We start from the raw sequence: 20,256 nt of genomic DNA on the forward strand, positions 1-20,256 counted from the left end.
TGGCGTCCTACGAAACAGCTGGCGTAAAAAAGAAAGTCAGTTGGAGAAAAGCGCCAGACACCTGTCACCGAATAGGGCGATGGCCAGGCCTGCGAGCATCACCATCGCCCCGACCAACTTGATGGGAGACACCGGCCTTTCCAATGCCCCCATCAAGCCGAAATGATCGACAGCCAGTGACGAAATGATTTGCCCGGCGATAGCGAGGCCGAGCAAAGCTGACAGACCGATCTTTGGCGCAAGCACCACGTAGCTAAGCAGCGCACCGGCACCCAGAAAACCGCCCAGCAGGCTCCACAAGGGCTGGGCGGGGATAGCCGCCAGTGACGCCACTATCCCGCCTCGCATCAATGAGAAGATGCCCAGGAATACTGCACCGGCAGTGAAAGAGAACAGCGCCGCCGCTACGGAATCTCCACCTACACCTTTAGCGAGTTGGCCATTCAGCGTGGTTTGCAGCGTGATGCCAAGCCCCGCACAGACGGCCAGCAGGTAGTAAGCTGCGTTCATCTCGCGCCTCCTTACTTGGCCGACTCAAGCGGTAGGAATGTCTCGGCAAACATATCCGGCTGATAGCCTGCAGCAGCAAACAGATGCTCACGGGACTCGTCGATTGCCGCACGCAGCCTTTCGCTATCCACACCTAGCACTTTGCCGCCGCGTTTGACGATACGCCCGCCAATCATGACCGTGTCGACATTGCTGCGCTCGGCCGCATGTACCACGGTGCCGAAGGCGTTGCCTGACGGGTAAAGGTTTATGTCCTGCGCGTTGATGAGAATCAGGTCCGCCTGTTTGCCGGGGACCAGACTGCCGACTTTGTCCTGTAAGCCGGCACAGACGGCGCCGTCGATAGTCGCGGCTTTGAGCAGGCCGTGGGCGGGCAGGGTCACTACTGGACTGTGGGCTTCGCCGCAGCAGCGCTGCTGGTGCATGCCCATGACGCGTTGCAGGTAGAACGCCACCCGCATCTCCATGAACATGTCGCCGCTGTAAGAGGTTTCGTTATCGACACTCAACCCCGGACTGATGCCGTGACGCTGGGCCGACTGCATGGCGAACATTCCATCTTCAATGCCGTAATGGGCATCTGAGCGAGGGCATACGTTGACCCGCACGCCGGCCTCGCGAAGGATTTTCCAGCCGGCGTCCGGCAGCGCGGTACAGTGGTTGAAGATATTGTCGGAACGCAGCAGGCCTTCGCGATGCAAACCCTCCAACTCAGCGGCCATGTCCCCGCCAAAAAACTCGGTGATGATCGGCAGGCCCAGGCGCCGGGCTTCAGCCCACAGCTCAGGCTCCAACTGTGCCATCACCGCCAGCGAGAGCAGCGGGTTGTCACCGTTCTTGATGTATTTTTCCTGCAGGCGCTCTAGGTTGCCCGGCCAGTGGGCTTTGTCCCATTCGCCCGCCACCGGTGCTCCCGAGGCGTGTACGGCGCGTATACCAGTATCAAGCAGTGCCTCGACAGCAGCGTCGGAGTGAGCGCCGGTGCGGCTGTTGTGCGAGTTGTCCACCAGGGTCGTGATACCGGCATCGATGCAGCCCAATGCACTCAGCAGGTTGCCGATGTACATGTCAGCCGGACGATAGTATTTGGCGAACGAGAAGTGGGTGGCGTTGCAGTAGTCCTCCAGGGTTGCTGCGTTCGGATTGATTCGACGCAGTTGCCCTTCCCAGGAGTGACGGTGCGTATCGACCATGCCCGGCATGGCGATCATTCCGGATGCCTCGATCACCACAGCGTCTCCGGCTTCGAGATTTTCTCCGATGGCCTTGACGATGCTGCCCTCGATAAGGATATCGCCGCGCACCAGATTGCCAATGCCGCCGTCCATGCTCAGCACAGTGGCGCCGCGGATAAGTGTGCGGCCGGCCGGAGCTGCCGGGGCCTGCACGATACGACGGTTGTATTCAGCCATTTCAGTACACCTCTTCAAATTTCGTGGAAGAACTGTACGCAAGGCGATACTGTGGGAAAAAGATGGTTAAACTGTTTTTATTATTCAACATTGTCGAATAATAGCGCCGTTCCCGATCACTTTAGAGACTGCTAACCGTCATGGATCGAATTCAAGCGATGCAGATTTTCGTACGTGTGGCAGAGGCAGGAAGCTTCATTCAAGCGGCGCAGACGCTCTCTTTGCCGGCCTCGACGGTTACGAGCAGCGTCAAGAATCTTGAGAAGTACCTGCAGGTGCGCCTGCTGAACAGAACCACCCGGCGAGTCAGCCTGACCCCTGAAGGCACCCAATACCTGACGCAGTGCCGAGAAATATTGGAGCTGATCGAACATACGGAGACCAGCCTGACGGATTCCGTGAAACGGCCGCAGGGGCGTTTGCGTGTCGATATGCCGGGCGGCATTGCCCACTTCATCGTCATGCCAAGCCTGCGTGACTTTTACCGACGCTACCCGGACATCTATCTGATGGTCGGCGTCAACGATCGACAGATTGATCTGCTTCAAGAAGGTATTGATTGCGTGATTCGTACCGGCAAGCTCCATGATTCAACCCTGGTTGCGCGCCCACTTGGCCGGTTTCGCTGGGTAACCTGTGCATCTGCCGCCTACCTCGAAGAGAACGGTACTCCGCAAACACCACACGATCTATCGCACCACCGTGCTATCCACTACTTCTCGGGCAGCGCTAGGCAAGCGGGTGAAATGCGCTTCGCACGCGGTGCTGAAAAGATCTCAGTGGCGGTAAATGGTACAGCCGCTGTCAACGAGACCGGGCTCTACATCAAAATGTGCCTAGATGGTTTTGGGTTGATTCAGCTCGCTGAGAACGTGGTCAGCGAACACCTGCGAGAGGGGCGTTTGATCGAAGTGCTTGCTGATTGGCAGCCGGCTCCGGTGCCCGTGAACCTGCTATACCCGCATCAGCAATTTCTTTCGCCCGCTGTGAGCTCTTTCGCCGATTGGATAGCTGGGTTGATCCGAGACGAGTAATTTGCACTTGCCAGGTGTACGGTCCCGGAATGAGATGGCGCGGATTGGCAGTGAGTCGCTCTGGGTTTATCGTCCAGGCCTCACAGATCACCGTGAATGGAGTGCGCCATCGCAAGGCTTTGAGATGTCTGGCGAAGTTGTACGCCGTTATGAAAGCCAATACGTACGCCTTTAGTACGGCGAAGCCGGGGTACTGGAAGACCTTGATCGTGGCGTCTTTGATCGTACGGTTCATGCGCTCGACCTGGCCGTTGGTCCATGGGTGGTAAGCCTTGGTCAGTCGATGTTTTATGCCGTGGTCGTAGCAGACGCGATCAAAAATGTGCCTACCAAACCTGTTGGTCGCCCCGTTTCGATACCGTGCCTGTTCGGTGAAAGCTGCACCGTTGTCAGTCAGAACGGTGTGGATCCTGTATAGGAAAGCCTGCACGACCTGGCGCAAAAACTCAGCGCCATTACGCTTGGTAGCGGCGTCGAAGAACGCGGCATAGGTAAACTTCGTAACGCGATCAACCGCCACGAACAGGTGTTGCTTGCCCGTTTCAAGGCGTAGCTCCGAGCTATCGATGTACAGATAGCCCATCTCTGTATTGTCGAATTTACCGCGCTTTGCCGCGCCTGCACGTTTAGGTGCTTGGCTGACCCCTAGCGTCCTGCGTCGTGGTTCTTGCACGCCACTTTGCGACAGTCTTCACGTTTAAACGGTAGAAGGCGGCAAGCTTTCGATTCGACTCTGTGGACGCTTGGAGCTCGGCTCGAATTCGCGGCGTTGTGCGGGCTGAACCATGGATACGTCCTTCCAAACTACATCCTCCTCCTGAGGGGTTAAGGATGCACCATGACTTTCTGGGACTGAACACTTAGACACAGGGTGTGAGTTGCTGGTCCAGTTTGGCGTTGGCCATGGTGCTCAGTGCAAGCTTCACTAGAAAAGGACATCGATACCCTGTTCAATTGGACAGTGCTGGCATGGTATCGAGTGTGCTTACCCGCGCAGACGAGGTAATGGCTGGCAGGAGTCTTATTCAGCGGGAAACTCGGTGCAACTCATGGCCCACACGATGTTTACCGACTGTGCGAAGCGAAATAATCGCTTGATGCTATGCGATTATTCTTTTGCTGGAATTGATAACGTAGCCCTCAAACCTCCCTCTGCCCGGTTTACCAGTTCGATACGACCGTTCAGACTCAGGGCGATGGTATTGACAATGGCCAGCCCCAAACCGGCTCCTTGCGCCGTTCCACGGCTATAGAAACGCTCAAACAATCGCTCTCTACATGATTCATCAATTCCCGGCCCCCAGTCGTCGACGGTCAAATGACAGAAACCATCAGTCTGGCTCAGTTGCACAGTGATTGCCCCGTGTTCGGGAGAAAAACTGGCTGCATTGGTGATCAAGTTGTTCAGCGCGATGTCAATGGCGGCGGGGTTGGCGAATACGTAAAATGGCTCGTCACTGACATCGAATATCAGTTCAAGGTTTTTACTCAACAGCCACGGTGTCAGTTGCACGAGACTGTTACGTACGGTTTCGCTGAGGTCGATGCGCTGTAGTGGTGTCGGATTAGGTTGGGGTTCCAGTCGCGCCATGGTCAGTAACTGGTTGACTAGTCGGCTGGTGCGATCAACGCCTGATATAAGGAATTCCAGCGATTCGCGACGCTCCTGTTCCGTGCCTGCCTCCAGCAGGTTTTGCGCATGTACTCGCAGCACGGCGAGTGGCGTACGCATTTCGTGGGCTGCGTCGGCAATGAAGCGTCGTTCACGGCCAAGCACTTCTTGAATCTGCGCGAGCATGCGGTTGAGCGCTGCCTGCATGGGCTCAAGTTCGCTGGGCAGCGGTGTCAGTTGCAACGGCTCAAGTGAACCGCTGTGGCGGGCACGCAGGGTCTCAGCCATGTTTGCCAAGGGCTTCAAGCCCCAGCCTGTAGCAAGCCAGACCATCGCCGCGAGCAGTAAACTGCCAACGATGTTCGGCCATAGCGTATGACGCACGATGCGGTCGACCAGATCAGCGCGCACATCATGGCGCTCGCCAACCCAGATGCGCATGCCGTTTTGTAGGTCTTCAAGGAGGAAGGCGCGCCAATGACGATGGTTCAAATCCACCACATCACTGAAACCCGGTTCCGTCGGAGGTGAACTGAAGGACGGCGCGCTGGCAGTGTGCACCAATACCTCACCGTCACGGTTCCACACCTGAAAAGCAATTTTCCGTTCGTAAGGATGACCATCGCCGCGCGGCACCGCTTCGCCCAGTGCGGTATTGAAGGCTCTGTACAGTTCGGCGTGCTGCTCGCTCGCCAGCGGCATGCGCATCACGCCTTGCAATAAGCGCGCGTTCTGCGCCAGTTGAGCATCGTACACCTCGGCGATTTCATGATTGCTATCGTGCAGATTGAAGAGGCTGAGCACCGCCAGAGCGGCCAGCAGCAGGCCAGTGATTAGTGTCAATGTACGGCGGCGGATCGAAGTCATCAGCGGTCTTCCACTAGATAGCCCACACCCCGAACGGTACGGATCAGCTCCGTGGAGAACTTTTTACGTAGGTGATGGATGTGCACTTCTAGCGTGTTACTTTCCGCTTCTTCACTCCAGCCATAGAGCAGTCGAATCAGTTGGTCGCGAGTCAGCACCCGGCCTGGAGGTGAGAGCAGTTCATGCAGCAACTGATACTCCTTGGGCGTCAGTGCCACGGGAAGGCCCTGGTAGCTGACTTGCTGGGTGCTGGGGTTGAGGCTGATGCCGGCATGTTCGATCAGCGCTTGCGCGCGGCCGGCACTGCGCCGCAACAACGCTCGCAATCGCGCCTTGAGTTCGGCCAGGTCGAACGGTTTGATCAGGTAGTCGTCGGCACCGGCATCCAGCCCCGCGATGCGATCTTCGGTTGCATCGCGGGCGGTGAGAATCAATACCGGCAGGTTCGAGCCGCTGTCGCGCAGGCACCGCAGTACTTCGAGACCGTCCATGCGTGGCAAGCCGAGATCCAGCACAGCGACATCGAACGTTTCGCTGAGCAGGGCATGCAGCGCGCTGCTGCCGTCCTTGAGCCAATCGACGGTGTATCCCACGCGCCCAAGTGCTTGATGAATGCCTTCACCTAGCGCCACATCATCTTCAATCAGTAATACACGCACGGGGACTCCTGTCAGTCGATTTTCTTGTTGACGTCCACCAGCAGCGTGGTGATCTCTTTGCGACGTCCGGCATCTGCCGTCTCACGGCCGGGACGCGGCGTCGCTTGCAGGGCTTTTTGCAGCGCTGCTCTCGCTTCAGCGTAGCGTTTCTGACGGTAGAGGTGATCGCCCCAGAAGTAGAGGCTGTCGATGCCGTGTGGGTTGAGTTGCAGTGCCTGCTTGATCAGCTGCTCAGCTTTGTCGCTATCGCCGAAACCGATGGGCCAGCCGGGCACTCGATCATACAGCGCCGCCAGGCTAGTATAGGCGGAGCCTTGCAGAGCCTTGGGGTCGAGCGTCAGGGACTTCTCCAGGTCGGCCTTGGCTTCCTTGGCTTTCCCCAGCGCTCCGAGTCCGCCTTCGGCACCGGCCCAGCTGCTGGTGACGATGCCTTTCCAGACCCAGGCTTCGGCTACCGCCGGGCGCTGCGCAGTGAACGCCCGGGTTTCACTGGACAACTGCTCGAACGCAGCAGCGCGCTGTTTTTCCGCCACTTCGTATTGGATGTGCGCCCAGCTTTGTTGAATGCTGCTCAGGCGCTGCTTGTCGGCGGCCTCCAGTGCCCAAACGCTTTGGCTAAGGGTTGCTATCAACAGGCACGCGAAGATTTTTTTCATGGTTTGAGGGTCTCGTTCTCGGGTTTTTCGCTGAAACGACGGATCAGGGGTAATTGCTTGCGCAGACCTCGATCGACCAGTTGCGGCAGTAGATTGTTTAGGCGCACGAAGAAGCGCTCGGGCCATCCCAGATACAGGTCGCGGCGGTCCCCGGCCATCGCGTGCATCACCGCCGAGGCCACGGTTTGCGGATCATCGACGTTGGCCTTGAGCGCATCGTTCAAGGCTTGCGCCGTCGCGCTGTTCATCGACGTGCGGGTGGCCCGCGGTGCGACATAGAGCACGCTGACCCGGGTGTCGGCCAGCTCTCGACGCAACGCCTCGGAGAACCCGCGCAGTGCAAACTTGGTCGCACAATAGCTGGCGTAACCGGCATAGCCGATCGAGCCATAGGTCGAGCCGACGTTGACTATCATGGCGCTGTCGGCCTGCTTGAGTAGCGGTAGCAATAGCTTGGTCAGGCAGATCGGCGCGTTGAGATTCACCGCGAGCATTGCATGGATATCACTGTCGTCGAGCTGTTCGAGCATGGCGAAGTGGTTCACCCCGGCAGCGTTGATCAACAGGTTGATGCCGCCAATTTCTTCGACGGCGGCGAGTACTTTGCGTCGGTCGCTTTGCAGTGTCAGGTCAGCTGCAACCCAGCACAGGGCGTCAGGGTAGCGTTTGAGCAGCGGGGCCAAGGCTTCCTGATGCCGCGCGACGGCCAACACTCGAGCACCGGCGGCGCACAAGGCTTCGGCGATAGCCATGCCGATACCGCCACTGGCACCGGTCAAGACCACGCGCGCGTTACGCACGTGCATATTCGATCTCCGCGTGACGAGGCAGGTCGCGAAACATGTCGGTGTACAGTCGGTACACGACCTTTGAAGCATGAATCACTGCCGCTTGATCCTCAGGATCTTCCAACTGGTTCATCAGGCGGCGATAGGTTTGCATGTGTTCGATGTCGAGCGAACCATGAGAACTCAGGTAACTAAAGGCGGTTTCCGGCAACGCCAGGTGCTCCCGAATGCTCCCGGCCGCATGGGTCGCCAGTGCGATGCTGGTGCCTTCGAGAACATTGACCATGCCGAAAAGCCCTACCGGGTTGCCTCGGGCGATCAGGTCATAAAGGAAGCTCACCATCAGCTCAATCGGCAGCGAAGGCTGGCCATCATGTACGGCCTTGTGATCACCTCCGCAGGCTGCGATGTCATTGAGTACCCACTGTTCGTGACCGTATTCGTCTTCGATGTACTCGCACACCGCTTTGCGCAGCCATTCCAGACGCGTCGGCAAACGTGCGCCGCACGCCATCATCAACGGCACGGTGTGGCGCACGTGATAGTAGGCCTGTGCGAGAAAAGCCCGATAGCTATCGAGGCTAACCTTGCCGTGCAACGCATCAAGGATGATTGGCAGGTTGAGCAGCTCGTGGCGTTCACGCTGTGTGGCTTCTTGCAGGGTGTCGAAAAAACTCATGATAAGGATTCCTCTCGGACAACGGATTCGGTCAATAGGGAGTGGTACTGCGCGACGATGGCGTCGCGGCGTGGGCGACCGTTGGCGGTTAGCAAACCATTGGCGGTGGTGAAGGGGTGCGACAGGCGCGTCCACTGATGCACCTGGGCGTAATCGGGCAACGCCTCGTTGGCTTCGGCGACGGCAGCGGCTAGTTCGGCATCGGTGCAGTTGGGGCGATGCGGCCAGAGCAGGGCGTGATTGCGCGGCAAAGACTCACCGTAAACGAACGCCTGGGCGATGTGCCGGCGCTGGGTCAGCTCGGACTCGACCCATTCCGGGTTGACGTTGCGCCCGTAACTGGTGACGAACTGATGCTTCTTGCGCCCCTTGAGATATAGAAAGCCTTCAAGGTCGAACTCGCCCAGGTCGCCGCTTGGCCACCATTCATCGGCGTACGATGTGTCCCCTAGATAACCGAGCAGCATCGAGCCCTTGATTAGTACTTCACCGTCTTCGGCCAAACGCACTTCGACATGGGGCAGCGGTCGACCGACGCTGCCGGGTCGGAGTGCGCCGGGGCGGTTGAGGCACACCACTGACGCACATTCGGATAAACCGTAACCTTCAAAAACCGGTAAGCCGACCCGTTGCGCACGGTCCAGCAGATCTTTGCAAACTCGTGCACCACCGACCGCCGCAAAGCGCAAAGTGTGCGGGGCGAAGGCTTTCTGTTCGGCGGCGCTGACTAGCATCAGCAACAGCTGTGGCACCAGGATAAGACTCTCCGGCGCACGCCCGGCGAGATAACCCAACAGGTGCGGTACATCGACGCCACTGGCGCCCTGAATACCCAAGGTTTTCTGGCTCGGCAAACTGAGCATCGCACCGGCATACAGCGCGGCATAACAGCCTAGGTTCTCCAGCAGTATCGCCAACGATAGTAGCGCCAAGTGATGCTGCGGCCGGGTGGTTTCGCTCGCCTGATCCAGCTCTCGCGCGACCCGCAGCAAGCTGTCGGCACTCAGGCAAACACCTTTCGGCGTGCCGGTGGTACCGGACGTGAAGGTCAGTTTGGCGGTGCCAATCGGCATGTGTCTTTTGCTGGTAAAGGCGCGGCACCAGAACTCGCCGCGTTGCTCATAGCCCGCAGCGCGCAGTTCGGGTTCCAGCTCCGGTTCGGCGATCACGCGTTCGGCCTGACTCTGCTCTAAGCAATGGGCACGTTGTGCCGCACTGAAAAACGGCGGCAGCGTCACGCAGGTCAACCCTTCGAACAACACCGCCAGATCCCAGAGCATTGCGTCGACGCCGTTTTCCAGCACCAGGGCGACGACTTGCACCTGCTCATCGCGTAGGCGCTCTTGGCGATACAGCACTTCTGCATACAAGGTGGCGTAATCGAGTTTCAGCGTATCGCCCCACATCGCGGTCGTGTTGTCATTGCGCCGGGCATGCTCGCGCAAGGTTTCCTGAAAACGTTGCAGTTCAAGCGACATGGCAGGCTCCTTCAATCGGGGTCGGCAAGCCCAGTCGGCTGAACAGGCCGATATTGCGTAGGTGGACGAACCCGGCGCGGATGTCGCCGACGTGCACCCAGGGTTTGCTCTCGTAATAACTGCCCCAATATTGACGCTCGTCACCCAGTCGATCCGGATCAGCGGCGCACAATGTCAGGGGTTTTAGGCCAAGACGACGGAAGCTGTTAACCAGTCCGATATTGCCGGTGAACGTCACCCATTCCAGGCCACCCATGGCCAGCAAATAGGTGATGGCGATGATGCTCAGGCGCGCGCTGCCGGTGTCGCTAGCCGCAAGATTGCCAACCTCGACAATGGCATTTCGGTCTACCGAGTGATCAGCGACCGCGCTAATCAATGGCTCGATCGGCTCGTCCAGATACCGCTCCAGAAATAGCGGTTCAAGGTGCGCGCGACGCACACCGGCCACGGCACACAACTGGCCCTCACCGTTGTGCATGCCGAAAAGCTCGGGCATGAAGTGGCGGATGTCGGCGCCGTGGGCCTTGTGGAAACGCTGTTGGATAAAGTCTTCGAACGTCGCTCGCAAAGCGTCGTTTGGCAAAGCACCAGCCAAGGTTAACGGTGACGTTTCAGCTTGGCCAAAATACAAGGGCAGGGGGATGGTCCAGTCGAAATCGAGCATGGGTCGAACGCCTTCCTCAATGAGATTGAGCGAAGTATCCAAGCCATTTCTTAACGAAGTCTGAAGGTGAAAGAAGAATAATCTCTAGGTCGATCTTCAGACTCGCTTGAGACAGGACAAACAGGGTTAAGCCGCCGGTTCAAGGCAACCGGATCAACGGTCCCTCACAACAGTCAACAGGCGCCTCTTATGACCAGCGACATCTCCTTAAACCGATATGGAAAGCTTTCAATAGCCCTGCACTGGCTGATGCTCTGCCTGTTCGTCGGGGTCTATGCCTGTGTTGAAATCAAGGGTTATCTGCCCAAAGGCAGCGAAGCGCGGGGTCTGCTCATGGGCTTGCACGGCTTGTTCGGTACAACCCTCTTCGCCCTGGTGTGGGTTCGCCTGGTCGGGCGCCCGAACCCGCGACCACCGATTACCCCAAAACCACCGGTTTGGCAGATTGCTATCGCGCATCTGACACACCTTGCGCTGTACGGGCTGATGATCGCAACGCCCATCCTCGCCTGGCTGATGCTCGCAGCTGGCGATAAGCCGTTCCCGTACTTTGGCTTTCACGTGCCGGCACCGGTAGCCATTGCCCCGGACTTCGCCAAACAGCTCAAGTACTGGCATGAGCTAGCTGGCACTACAGGATATTGGTTGATTGGTTTGCATGCTGTGGCGGGGCTGTTTCATCACTATTGGATGAAGGACAATACGCTGGAAAGGATGTTGTTTAAACGAAATCCATGAAGACAGCTGTGGGCCGATTTTTGTCAGTCTTCACAGCCAGTTCCGGCCAGAAGCTGACGGATGTGCAGGCGCCGGAGCAGGCTATTCTTGACGCTGAGGGTATTTGCAAACTAGGGGCCATTGATGAAAGACCGTATGCACGATGAGGCCATGGCAGAGCGTTCCTAGGCCGATCCGTCTTTTGCGGCGGATCTGCTGGCCGAGGTTGTTCGTGATGGGAATGCGGATGAGTGGGCCATTCTAAAGAGGCAGCTATCGGCAGCCTTTGCCAAGAGAGAGCCTACTCCGACTTCTTAAACGCTTTACGGTGCATGGCATTTTTCAGGGTGGTTTAATTATCCAGCGTTTTAAGGTTATGTTTTACAGGAATCTTTTTTGTCAATTGATAATAGGGTGGGAATGATCCCGCGACCGCCTCAAGAAACCGGCTTCGGCCGGTTTTTTGTTTTCGGGCCAATGGGCATTAATGCCGGCCTTGTATACAGTCCCTGGATCGATGAAATCTTCCGCTGCAGGGGTGACTCAACAGCGAAAACATCTGCTTGAAAGGCAGAAGGTCGAAAGTGGAGAGCGTCACCTTCAAAGAATATCGGACACCGGTTCAGGGCATTGCGCGGGCGCCTCGGAATTCAGCTCGTGTGGCGCAATCCGTAGAAAACTCGCTAAGCATATTTCTTGCGTATGCATGATTTTTTCAGCTAGATCGCACCTGTTCAGCCTACGCACGAGCCACCCCCCAATGCACACCGTCTCCCTTTTCAAAAACGACAAGCATCCGGCCATTCGCTTGCCCGATGACATAGCGTACGAAGGTGTTGGCGAGCGGGAAATCGCCTGTGTCGGTGACACCACTACGCATACGTCCTGTATGCCCAGACTGGCTTTCCTTCAGCGATTTGCCCAAGGCCGATGAGGATTGCTTACAAGAGCGTGCAGAAGTCATCAGCGACGAAGGTAGGTTCGCGCTGTGATCACCTTCACGCTCGACATCTGCACCTGTTCCCTCATCATGCGCGAACGTTCAGAGTCGGTCCTGCAACGACTTGCCGCATAAGTGGCGCGAAACAATCAGATCGTCATGTCCGCCGTTACCTATCCGGAAATGTGCTATGGACAGATCGGTAAAAGGTTTCGCCTAAACACAAGACGTTATTCGACGCTCGCTCAGTCAACTGCGAGAAGCCGAGTCCGTGTTGGATCTGGCCGAGCCATCTGTTCAATCTGACTAAACATTGCAACGCCTGACGCCGCGTATCGATTAGGCATAACAGCGGCTTATCGCAGGTGGGCGTCGTAGCCTAGCCGACTTGCGCCTAGGCATGGGTGAGCCCGGTCAAGGTATCCGCAATGTTTTTAGTGCGTTGCGCGGTACCCTCGGTCGCGCGGCTCGATGCCTCCAGTGCATTGAGCATCTCGCGCAACGCGCCGACGCCGGTGGATTGGTCTTCGATCTGCTGGGCGACACGCTGGATCTCACTGGACAGCAGGTCGATGTCCACGCCGATTTCCGCCGCATTCTTACGGGTGATTTCCGCCAGTTTGCGCACTTCATCCGCCACCACCGCAAAACCCCGGCCCAGGTCGCCCGCGCGCGCCGCTTCGATGGCGGCGTTGAGCGCCAGCAGGTTGGTCTGCCCGGCGATCTGCTGGATCACCTGCACGATCGACTGGATGCGCAGACTCGACCCAGCCAGTGTGCGCGCGCCTTCCACCGCCACGTCCGCCTGGCTGGAAAGCCCTTCCACCGTCATCCCTGCCTGGGCAGACACGTCGTTCTGCTGGTCGATCGTACCCACCAGTTCATCCATCGATGCGTGCAGCTCACCCGAGTAATGCTTAAGCTGGGCAGCGATGTCCTCCTGCTGACGCTCGGCCTGGGCCAACACCATGCCCAAGTCTGCCAAACCTTCGAACACGTGCAGGATATTGCGGTCCAGCCCACGGGTATTGAGGGTGGTACTGAAGTCCTTGTTCTTGAATGCGCTGATCTGCTTGACCACCACATGGTTCAACCCTGCCAACTTCTTCACCTGGCGCCGTAGAAAGAACGCCTTGAACTCGCCGTAGTGGGCGATGAAGTTGTCCACGTACTCATCACTGAAACGCGTACCCTTGGCCACCCGAAAGAAGAAAATCGCCGTCAGCGTCTGATTCAGGTTCAACCCAAGGATCTCCCCAAAGGTCGAAAACCCCGCCAACGGCACATCGCCGAAAATGCCGGCCATGCTGCCCAGTTCGGCGCCATTGTTCAGCCGGCGCAAAATGCAGTCATTCAAGATCCCCGCCACTGGCTGGCCACCCTTGCCGCGCAGGAACTGCTCATAATCCAGGCGCGTCGCCTCACGCAACGGTGTGCGCCGCACCATCACCAACTCTTCGCCCGGCGCCACGTCGCAAAACAACTGTACGATCTGCTCCTCATAATCGATGCGCGCGATGGACCGCACAAACAACTCGCTGCCCACCCGAATCGCAAACGAATAGTCCGCCAGCTTCGACTCCAGCGCCTGGGGGGCGCAACCGAACGCATCACACAGCGCTTGCACCATGCTCTTGATGTTGCCGTTGCTGTCGATCACCTGATCGATCGTGCGGTCCTCCACCGACGCGGTCAGCACACTGAAGGTCAAGTTCGCCGGTTTGAAGTTCTGGCTCTTGAACACCCCGAACCGCACATGCGCCGCCGTCTTCAGAAACACGATCTGAGCATGGTTCTGATAACTGCGCTGACCGTCATGAATCAACGTCTTCTGAAAATCCGACTTACCCCCGGCCGATCCCCCCACAAACAAACAAGGAAACCGCCCCGACTCGTACAGCGCTTCCATGAAGAACGACTCCGACGCCGACAACCCGTCGAAGACCACGTACGCCAACGTATCGCGATGGTCGATCGACATGCGTACCTGCACCCGCTTGATATTGGCGACCAACTTGGCAATCCGCTCCTGCATCCCCAACCGCTTACCGCCACCGCGAATGTCCTCACACGCCAACGGCACCATCACCACTTCGGCCGAGTCGATCAGGCTGTCGTCGAACAGCTGCAGCACCACCCGGTCCCAGCGTTCACCCGTCGCGCAATACAGCAGATTGGGTGCATTGCAGAGTTCGCCGGAGGTGGTGCACAGGCTGATGGTGGAATGGGGGAAGCGGCGTTTGAGCTTGGCGCAGACGACGTCGAGGTCCAAATGCGGCGAGACGAAGCCGGTGATCAAGGTAGGGGTGATGCGTAAGGCGGTGAGGGCGGCGTCCAGATCGTTGGCAGTGCTATTGACGGTGACGGTGCCTTGATGATCGCTCCGGGCTTTTTTTAGACGGGAGAGCAGGTTCATGTGGTGGACTCGATGAAGAGGGAGAGGCTGCGATTAGTAGGGTAATCGGCAGGTTGGGCGGGGGCTGGAGGGGGCGTGACGGATGGACGCGGTTAGAACGGCAAGAGCCAAACCGTTCGCCTGCCCAATGACACGGCCAGGGAAGACGTTGGCGAGCTCGAAATTACCCGTGTCGGTGACACCGCCACACGCCGTCCTGCGCGCCCAGGCTGGCTGTCCTCGAGCGATTTGCCCAAAGCAAATCAGCCTGGAATCACCGGCCAGTCGTCTCCCTAAACGTTGCCGCGCTGCACAAGCATCCTCATCGATGCCCAACTCACCCCCAACGCTGCCGCAACCAGCCACTCAACGCATCCACCGCGAGCACCAGCAACACCATGGCGAGTATCACCGTGCTGGCCTGGGCTTCCTGGAACAGGCTAAGGCTGACATAGAGCATCTGCCCCAGCCCCCCGGCCCCCACAAAGCCCATCACCGTAGCCATGCGGATGTTGTTTTCCCAGCGGTACAGGGTGTAGGCCAGCAGCTGCGGCCACAGAGTGGGCAGGGTGCCGTAGCAGAACGCCAGCCAGGCACTGCCGCCTTGCAGACGGATGGCAGCGGCAGGGTGTTCCGGGGTGTTTTCCAGGGCTTCCGCAAACAGCCGACCCAGCACGCCTGCCGTGTGCAGGGCCAACGCCAGTGTGCCCGCGTTGGGTCCCAGGCCTGCGGCCAGCACCATCAATACGGCCCACACCAGTTCCGGGATGGCCCGCAAAGCGTTGAGCAGCAGGCGCGTGAATGTCTGCAGCGGCCAGCCCATGCGGCCGGCAGCGGGCAGAGCCAGGGCGAGACCCGCCAGGGCGGCGAGCAAGGTGCCCATCGCCGACATCGCCAGGGTTTCCAGCGTGGCGTCTGCGATGGCCCGCAAATGCCCTGCGCTGAAGTCGGGACGCATGAAGCGAGCGGCATAGCCTGCCATCTGCTCGAGGCTCGCGGAGGTGCCCAAGCCGGCCAGGTCGAGCTCTAGATACCAGAACGAGCCAAGGATCGAGATCAGGATTGCCGCCACGATCAGGGCCGAGGTGATGCGTCTCATGCCAGCCTCCTGCGCAGCAGGCGGCTGAGCTGGTCGGCAAGCAGTACCAGAATCAGAAAGGTCAGCAGCATGCTGGCGACTTCGGCGCCGGCGAACATGCGCATCGACAGGTCGAGCTGTTGACCCAGCCCACCGGCGCCTACGAAGCCCATCACCACCGAGGCGCGTACGGCGCATTCCCAACGGTAGACGGTGTAGGACGTCAGCTCGGCGATTGCCCCGGGAAGCACGCCGTAGAAGAACGCAGCCAAACGACCGGCGCCGGCCTGCATGAGCGCGTGCCGCGGGCGTTGGTCCACCGATTCGAAGATTTCCGCATAGACCTTGCCGAGCATGCCGGCGTAGGTGATGGCGATGGCCAGTACACCCGCCGTAGGCCCAAGGCCCACCGCACGGACGAACAGCAGCGCCCAGACGATCTCCGGCACGCTACGCAGCAGGATCAGCACGATGCGGGCGAGCCAACGCACGCACTCGCCCAACGCGCCCGGACGGCCTCGGTCGACCCTCGAGAAGGACAGTGCCCGACTGGCCAACAGGCTCGCCGGCGCGGCCAGCACCAATGCCAGCGACAGGCCCGCCGTGGCGATGGCCAGTGTCTGCAGCGTGGCATCCAGCAGCAGGGTGAGGAAATCATCGTCCCGTGCCGGGGGCCAGAAGCTTTCGACAAACCCCCCCATCGATTGCGTGCTGTCTGGGTGCACCAGCACGCTCAGGTCCAGCTCGGACAGCTGTATACCGGGCCAGAGCAGGATGATGGCCAGTACGCTGAACAGCAGACGTGGGCCGGCGGCCGGGTCGCGTCTGTCGCTGTTCAGCATCGGGGCGTCCAGGCAGGCGCAGGGTCGCTGCCTTGGGGGAGCGGTTGCAGTTGCTCGTTGGCGTACAGCGCATCGAGCCGTGGCTGGTCCACCTGCGTGCTGGGTAGGTCGAAGGCGATCGAGCCGGCACGGATGCCTATGATGCGGGGAAAATGCCGCAGCGCCAGTTCGACCGCGTGCAGGCTGGCGATCAAGGTGATGGCCCTCGACTCGGCATCCCGACAGAGCAGTGACAACGTATGCTCGGCCAGGCGCGGGTCCATCGCCGAGACCGGCTCGTCGGCCAGCAGCAAGTGCGGCGCGTGGTACAGGGCGCGGGCAATGCCGACCCGTTGCAGCTGGCCACCGGAGAGCTGGCCGCAGCGCACGAACAGCTTGTCGGCCATATCGAGCTTTTCCAGCTCGGCACGGGCGCCTGGGATGTCCACCGGATGCAGCAGGCTGAGCAGGCTCTTGCCCAGCCCCCATTGACCGAGCCTGCCGGCCAGCACGGCAGTGACCACGCGTTGGCGTGGCGGCAGTGGCGGTGTCTGGTGAACCAGCCCGACCTTCGCGCGCAGGCGCTGGCGTGCCCGGGCCGACAACTGCCAGGGCTGCCGGCCAAGCACCTCCAGCTTGCCCGCACTGGGGGGCAGGGCGGTTGCCAGCAGATTGAGCAGGCTCGACTTACCGGCGCCGGACGGGCCGATGATCGCCACCCGCTCGCCTTCTGCGACCGTCAGGTTCAGATCCCGCAGCGCCTCCACGCCGTTGCCATGACGCAAGCCGACGCCGGCCAGACGCAGGGTCATTTCAGCAGTTCGGCGGCGCGCGCGGCCTCTTCGATACCGATGTAGTTTTCAGGCTTGGTTTCTATGAAGCGGCTCGCCGCCTGCAGATCCAGTATCGCCTTTTGCTCGGGCTTGGCGGGGTCGAGCGCCAGGAACGCCTGTTTGATCTTTTGCGCCAAGGCCGGATCGAGGCTGCCGCGCACCGTCCAGTTGTAGTCGAAATAGGTCGGCGTGGTGGCGAAGACTTTCACTTTGCTGGTGTCGACCTTACCGTTGGCGACCAGCTTGTCCCACACGCTGGCATTGAGCACGCCCGCATCGACCTTGCCCGCCTGCACCCAGGCAACGGTGGCGTCGTGGGCGCCGGAATAGCCGATACGGCTGAAGAAGGACTCCGGCTTGATGCCGTCCTTGAGCATGAAATAACGCGGCATCAGGCTGCCCGAGGTCGAGGCGATCGAGCCGAAGGCGAACGTCTTGCCCTTGAGGTCGCTCAGGGATTTCACATCGTCCCTGGCCGTGATGAATTTGCTGGTGAACTGAGCATCCTGTTCACGTTGCACCAGAGGCACTGCGTTACCGGTTTTCTGCTGCACCTGAACGAAGGTGAAGCCGCCCAGCCATGCCAGGTCCAGGCGATCGGAGGCCAGTGCTTCGACCACGGCAGGGTAGTCCGCCACCGGTACGAACTGCACCTTCATGCCCAGTTGCTGTTCGAGGTACTCGCCCAGCGGTTTGAACTTGCGCAGCAATTCGGTGGGGGCCTCATCGGGAATCGCCGAGACCCGCAAGATTTCGGCGGCATGGCTCGCCAGGGCGGAAACGGACAGGGCAAAGCCTGCGACCAGCGACAGGGTGCGCTTGAGCATGGTGAGTTCTCCGGTTCAATGGCGGAAAAAACGATAAGACGCCGCTGGCAGCGCCGGTGAAGAGCGCCGCGATTATAGGAGGTAGGGCGAGAAAGGCCAGCTTTGCTAGAATCCGCGACCTGTTTTCCAATTGCAGAGAAAATCGCCATGAGTGAGCCGATCCGCCTGACCCAGTACAGCCACGGCGCCGGTTGCGGCTGCAAGATTTCGCCAAAGGTGCTGGATGTGATCCTGGCCGGCAGCGGCGCGCAGAACCTGGACCCCAACCTTTGGGTCGGCAACGCTTCTCGTGACGACGCGGCCGTGTACGCGCTTGACGAAGAACGCGGCGTGGTGTCGACCACCGATTTCTTCATGCCCATCGTCGACGACCCCTTCGATTTCGGGCGTATCGCCGCCACCAACGCGATCAGCGACATCTATGCGATGGGCGGCAATCCATTGATGGCCATCGCCATCCTCGGCTGGCCGGTGAACCTGTTGCCGGCGGAGGTCGCACGTGAGGTCATTCGCGGTGGTCGGGCCGTCTGCGACGCGGCTGGCATCCCCCTGGCGGGCGGCCATTCCATCGATGCCCCGGAGCCGATCTTCGGCCTGGCGGTGACCGGTGTGGTCGACAAGCGGCACATGAAGCGCAACGACACGGCCCAGGTGGGCGACCGCTTGTACCTGACCAAACCGCTGGGCATCGGCATCCTCACCACCGCCGAAAAGAAGTCCAAGCTGCGCCCCGAGGATGTCGGCCTTGCCCGCGACTGGATGTGCACGCTGAACAAGCCGGGCAGCCATTTCGGCAAGCTCGACAGCGTCACGGCGATGACCGACGTCACCGGCTTCGGCTTGCTGGGGCATCTGGTGGAAATGGCCGACGGCGCGGGCCTGACCGCGCGCCTCGACTATGCCGCCGTACCCCGACTGCCGGGGGTCGAGCACTACCTGGCACAGGACTGCGTGCCGGGCGGCACGTTGCGCAATTTCGACAGCTATGGTGAGCGCATCGCGGTCATCACCGATGCCCAGCGCGATCTGCTCTGCGATCCGCAGACCAGCGGCGGCCTGCTGGTTGCGGTCAATGAAGAGGGCGAGCAAGCGTTTCTGGCCACCGCCGCCCGATTGGGCCTGAACCTTGCGCCCATCGGCGTCCTGGTGGAGCGACAGCCTCACGCTGTCGAGGTGTTCTGATGCGCGAGGACGTCCGCGACTTTCACGCGTTGTTTCTCAACGACACGCCGATGATGGATACCCGTGCGCCGGTGGAGTTCGGCAAAGGCGCGTTCCCGGGCACGCTCAACCTGCCGTTGATGACCGATGTCGAGCGCCAGAAGGTGGGTACCTGTTACAAGCAGCAAGGGCAGGATGCGGCCATCCGGCTGGGCCACCAGCTCGTCTGCGGTGAGGTCAAGGCGCGACGGATCGCCGCCTGGACGCAATTCGTGCAAGACAACCCGCAAGGCTATCTGTACTGCTTTCGTGGCGGTCTGCGCTCGCAGATCGTGCAGCAGTGGCTGCGCGAAGCGGGCATCGACTATCCGCGCGTGGTGGGCGGTTACAAGGCGATGCGCACCTTCCTCATCGAAACCCTGGAGCAGGCCGTCGCGCAGTGCGATTTCGTGGTGCTTGGCGGTATGACGGGCACGGGCAAGACCGAGGTGCTGGCCAGGCGGCCTGACGCGTTGGATCTGGAAGGCCACGCCAACCATCGCGGATCGAGCTTTGGCAAGCGTGCCACCGGGCAGCCGGCGCAGATCGATTTCGAGAACCGCCTGGCCATCGACATTCTGAAGAAACGCCATGCCGGCGTTCAGCGTTTCGTACTCGAGGACGAGGGCCGCACCGTGGGTAGCTGCAACGTGCCTATCGGGTTGTATCAGGGCATGCAGCGTTACCCGTTGATATGGCTGGAGGACAGTTTCGAGAACCGTGTCGAACGTATCCTGCGTGACTACGTGACCGACCTGAGCGCGGAGTTCCTCGGCGAGCATGGCGAGGAACACGGCTTCGAACGGTTCGCCGAGCGCCTGTTGCAGAGCCTGGACAACATCCACAAGCGTCTTGGCGGCGAGCGCCACCAGCGTTTGCGTGCATTGATGGCGGCGGCGCTGGACGCGCAGCGTGGCTCCGGTTCGGTGGAGTTGCATCGCGCCTGGATCGAAGGCCTTTTGCGCGAGTACTACGACCCGATGTATGCGCATCAGCGGCAAGCCAAGGGCGAGCGTGTCGAGTTCGTGGGGGACATCGGGGCCGTGGAGCACTACCTGGCACAACGGGGCTGATCGGGGCTCG

The 20,256-nt window shown here is 59.9% G+C and carries 17 protein-coding genes and 3 pseudogenes; 4 read left to right on the forward strand and 16 right to left on the reverse strand.

Going from position 1 to position 20,256, the window contains the following annotated elements; translation table 11 throughout:
* Window positions 1-36: 36 nt before the first annotated feature.
* Together ACSMEV_RS08310 and ACSMEV_RS08315 are read right to left on the reverse strand one after the other, a co-directional pair.
* Window positions 37-510 (reverse strand): DMT family transporter, encoded by a 474-nt coding sequence (locus ACSMEV_RS08310; protein WP_459207986.1) that lies wholly within the window; start codon window positions 508-510, stop codon window positions 37-39.
* Window positions 511-521: 11 nt separating this feature from the next.
* On the reverse strand, window positions 522-1,922 hold the full coding sequence (locus ACSMEV_RS08315) for an amidohydrolase family protein (protein WP_459207987.1): 1,401 nt from the start codon (window positions 1,920-1,922) through the stop codon (window positions 522-524).
* 140 nt (window positions 1,923-2,062) lie between these two features.
* Here ACSMEV_RS08315 and ACSMEV_RS08320 point away from each other — a divergent pair, with 140 nt between their 5' ends.
* Window positions 2,063-2,956 carry a LysR family transcriptional regulator gene (locus tag ACSMEV_RS08320; protein ID WP_459207988.1) on the forward strand — a complete coding sequence of 298 codons (894 nt, stop codon included), beginning with the start codon at window positions 2,063-2,065 and terminating at the stop codon, window positions 2,954-2,956.
* 13 nt (window positions 2,957-2,969) lie between these two features.
* Here ACSMEV_RS08320 and ACSMEV_RS08325 read toward each other — a convergent pair.
* From ACSMEV_RS08325 to ACSMEV_RS08360, 8 genes and pseudogenes are all read right to left on the reverse strand, one after another.
* Window positions 2,970-3,759, reverse strand: a pseudogene (locus ACSMEV_RS08325) (integrase core domain-containing protein); the annotation flags it as partial.
* Between the two features lie 305 nt (window positions 3,760-4,064).
* Complete coding sequence (locus tag ACSMEV_RS08330) at window positions 4,065-5,435, reverse strand: ATP-binding protein (protein ID WP_459207989.1); 1,371 nt, start codon at window positions 5,433-5,435, stop codon at window positions 4,065-4,067.
* The gene (locus ACSMEV_RS08335; RefSeq protein WP_459207990.1) at window positions 5,435-6,094 is read right to left on the reverse strand and encodes a response regulator; all 660 of its coding nucleotides are present in this window, start codon (window positions 6,092-6,094) and stop codon (window positions 5,435-5,437) included. The genes ACSMEV_RS08330 and ACSMEV_RS08335 overlap by 1 nt, the downstream gene beginning before the upstream one ends.
* An 11-nt stretch (window positions 6,095-6,105) precedes the next feature.
* Window positions 6,106-6,750, reverse strand: a complete 645-nt coding sequence (locus ACSMEV_RS08340) for a tetratricopeptide repeat protein (protein WP_459207991.1) — start codon at window positions 6,748-6,750, stop codon at window positions 6,106-6,108.
* The gene (locus ACSMEV_RS08345) at window positions 6,747-7,556 is read right to left on the reverse strand and encodes an SDR family oxidoreductase (protein WP_459207992.1); all 810 of its coding nucleotides are present in this window, start codon (window positions 7,554-7,556) and stop codon (window positions 6,747-6,749) included. Before ACSMEV_RS08345 ends, ACSMEV_RS08340 begins: the two co-directional genes overlap by 4 nt.
* Window positions 7,543-8,217 (reverse strand): TenA family transcriptional regulator, encoded by a 675-nt coding sequence (locus tag ACSMEV_RS08350; protein ID WP_459207993.1) that lies wholly within the window; start codon window positions 8,215-8,217, stop codon window positions 7,543-7,545. The genes ACSMEV_RS08345 and ACSMEV_RS08350 overlap by 14 nt, the downstream gene beginning before the upstream one ends.
* Complete coding sequence (locus ACSMEV_RS08355; RefSeq protein ID WP_459207994.1) at window positions 8,214-9,695, reverse strand: AMP-binding protein; 1,482 nt, start codon at window positions 9,693-9,695, stop codon at window positions 8,214-8,216. Before ACSMEV_RS08355 ends, ACSMEV_RS08350 begins: the two co-directional genes overlap by 4 nt.
* On the reverse strand, window positions 9,685-10,362 hold the full coding sequence (locus tag ACSMEV_RS08360) for a thermostable hemolysin (protein ID WP_459207995.1): 678 nt from the start codon (window positions 10,360-10,362) through the stop codon (window positions 9,685-9,687). Before ACSMEV_RS08360 ends, ACSMEV_RS08355 begins: the two co-directional genes overlap by 11 nt.
* Window positions 10,363-10,551: 189 nt before the next feature.
* On the opposite strand from ACSMEV_RS08360, the gene ACSMEV_RS08365 reads away from it, so the two are divergent.
* Entirely contained in the window at window positions 10,552-11,100 is a 549-nt protein-coding gene (locus ACSMEV_RS08365) for a cytochrome b (RefSeq protein ID WP_459207996.1), read from the forward strand.
* 1,313 nt (window positions 11,101-12,413) lie between these two features.
* Here ACSMEV_RS08365 and ACSMEV_RS08370 read toward each other — a convergent pair.
* From ACSMEV_RS08370 to ACSMEV_RS08395, 6 genes and pseudogenes are all read right to left on the reverse strand, one after another.
* A pseudogene (locus ACSMEV_RS08370) lies at window positions 12,414-12,794 on the reverse strand (methyl-accepting chemotaxis protein); the annotation flags it as partial.
* 486 nt (window positions 12,795-13,280) lie between these two features.
* A pseudogene (locus ACSMEV_RS08375) lies at window positions 13,281-14,435 on the reverse strand (FIST signal transduction protein); the annotation flags it as partial.
* A gap of 316 nt (window positions 14,436-14,751) precedes the next feature.
* Window positions 14,752-15,513: a phosphonate ABC transporter, permease protein PhnE gene (phnE, locus tag ACSMEV_RS08380; RefSeq protein ID WP_459207997.1), complete on the reverse strand. Its 762-nt coding sequence runs from the start codon at window positions 15,511-15,513 to the stop codon at window positions 14,752-14,754.
* Complete coding sequence (phnE, locus tag ACSMEV_RS08385) at window positions 15,510-16,334, reverse strand: phosphonate ABC transporter, permease protein PhnE (protein ID WP_459207998.1); 825 nt, start codon at window positions 16,332-16,334, stop codon at window positions 15,510-15,512. Before phnE (ACSMEV_RS08385) ends, phnE (ACSMEV_RS08380) begins: the two co-directional genes overlap by 4 nt.
* Complete coding sequence (locus tag ACSMEV_RS08390; protein ID WP_459207999.1) at window positions 16,328-17,125, reverse strand: phosphonate ABC transporter ATP-binding protein; 798 nt, start codon at window positions 17,123-17,125, stop codon at window positions 16,328-16,330. Before ACSMEV_RS08390 ends, phnE (ACSMEV_RS08385) begins: the two co-directional genes overlap by 7 nt.
* Window positions 17,122-17,973: a putative selenate ABC transporter substrate-binding protein gene (locus ACSMEV_RS08395; RefSeq protein WP_459208000.1), complete on the reverse strand. Its 852-nt coding sequence runs from the start codon at window positions 17,971-17,973 to the stop codon at window positions 17,122-17,124. The genes ACSMEV_RS08390 and ACSMEV_RS08395 overlap by 4 nt, the downstream gene beginning before the upstream one ends.
* A gap of 147 nt (window positions 17,974-18,120) precedes the next feature.
* On the opposite strand from ACSMEV_RS08395, the gene selD reads away from it, so the two are divergent.
* Window positions 18,121-19,155, forward strand: a complete 1,035-nt coding sequence (gene selD / locus ACSMEV_RS08400; RefSeq protein ID WP_459208001.1) for a selenide, water dikinase SelD — start codon at window positions 18,121-18,123, stop codon at window positions 19,153-19,155.
* Window positions 19,155-20,246: a tRNA 2-selenouridine(34) synthase MnmH gene (mnmH, locus tag ACSMEV_RS08405; RefSeq protein ID WP_459208002.1), complete on the forward strand. Its 1,092-nt coding sequence runs from the start codon at window positions 19,155-19,157 to the stop codon at window positions 20,244-20,246. Before selD ends, mnmH begins: the two co-directional genes overlap by 1 nt.
* Window positions 20,247-20,256: the final 10 nt, after the last annotated feature.

It is taken from the genome of Pseudomonas sp. MLB6B (assembly GCF_054508135.1).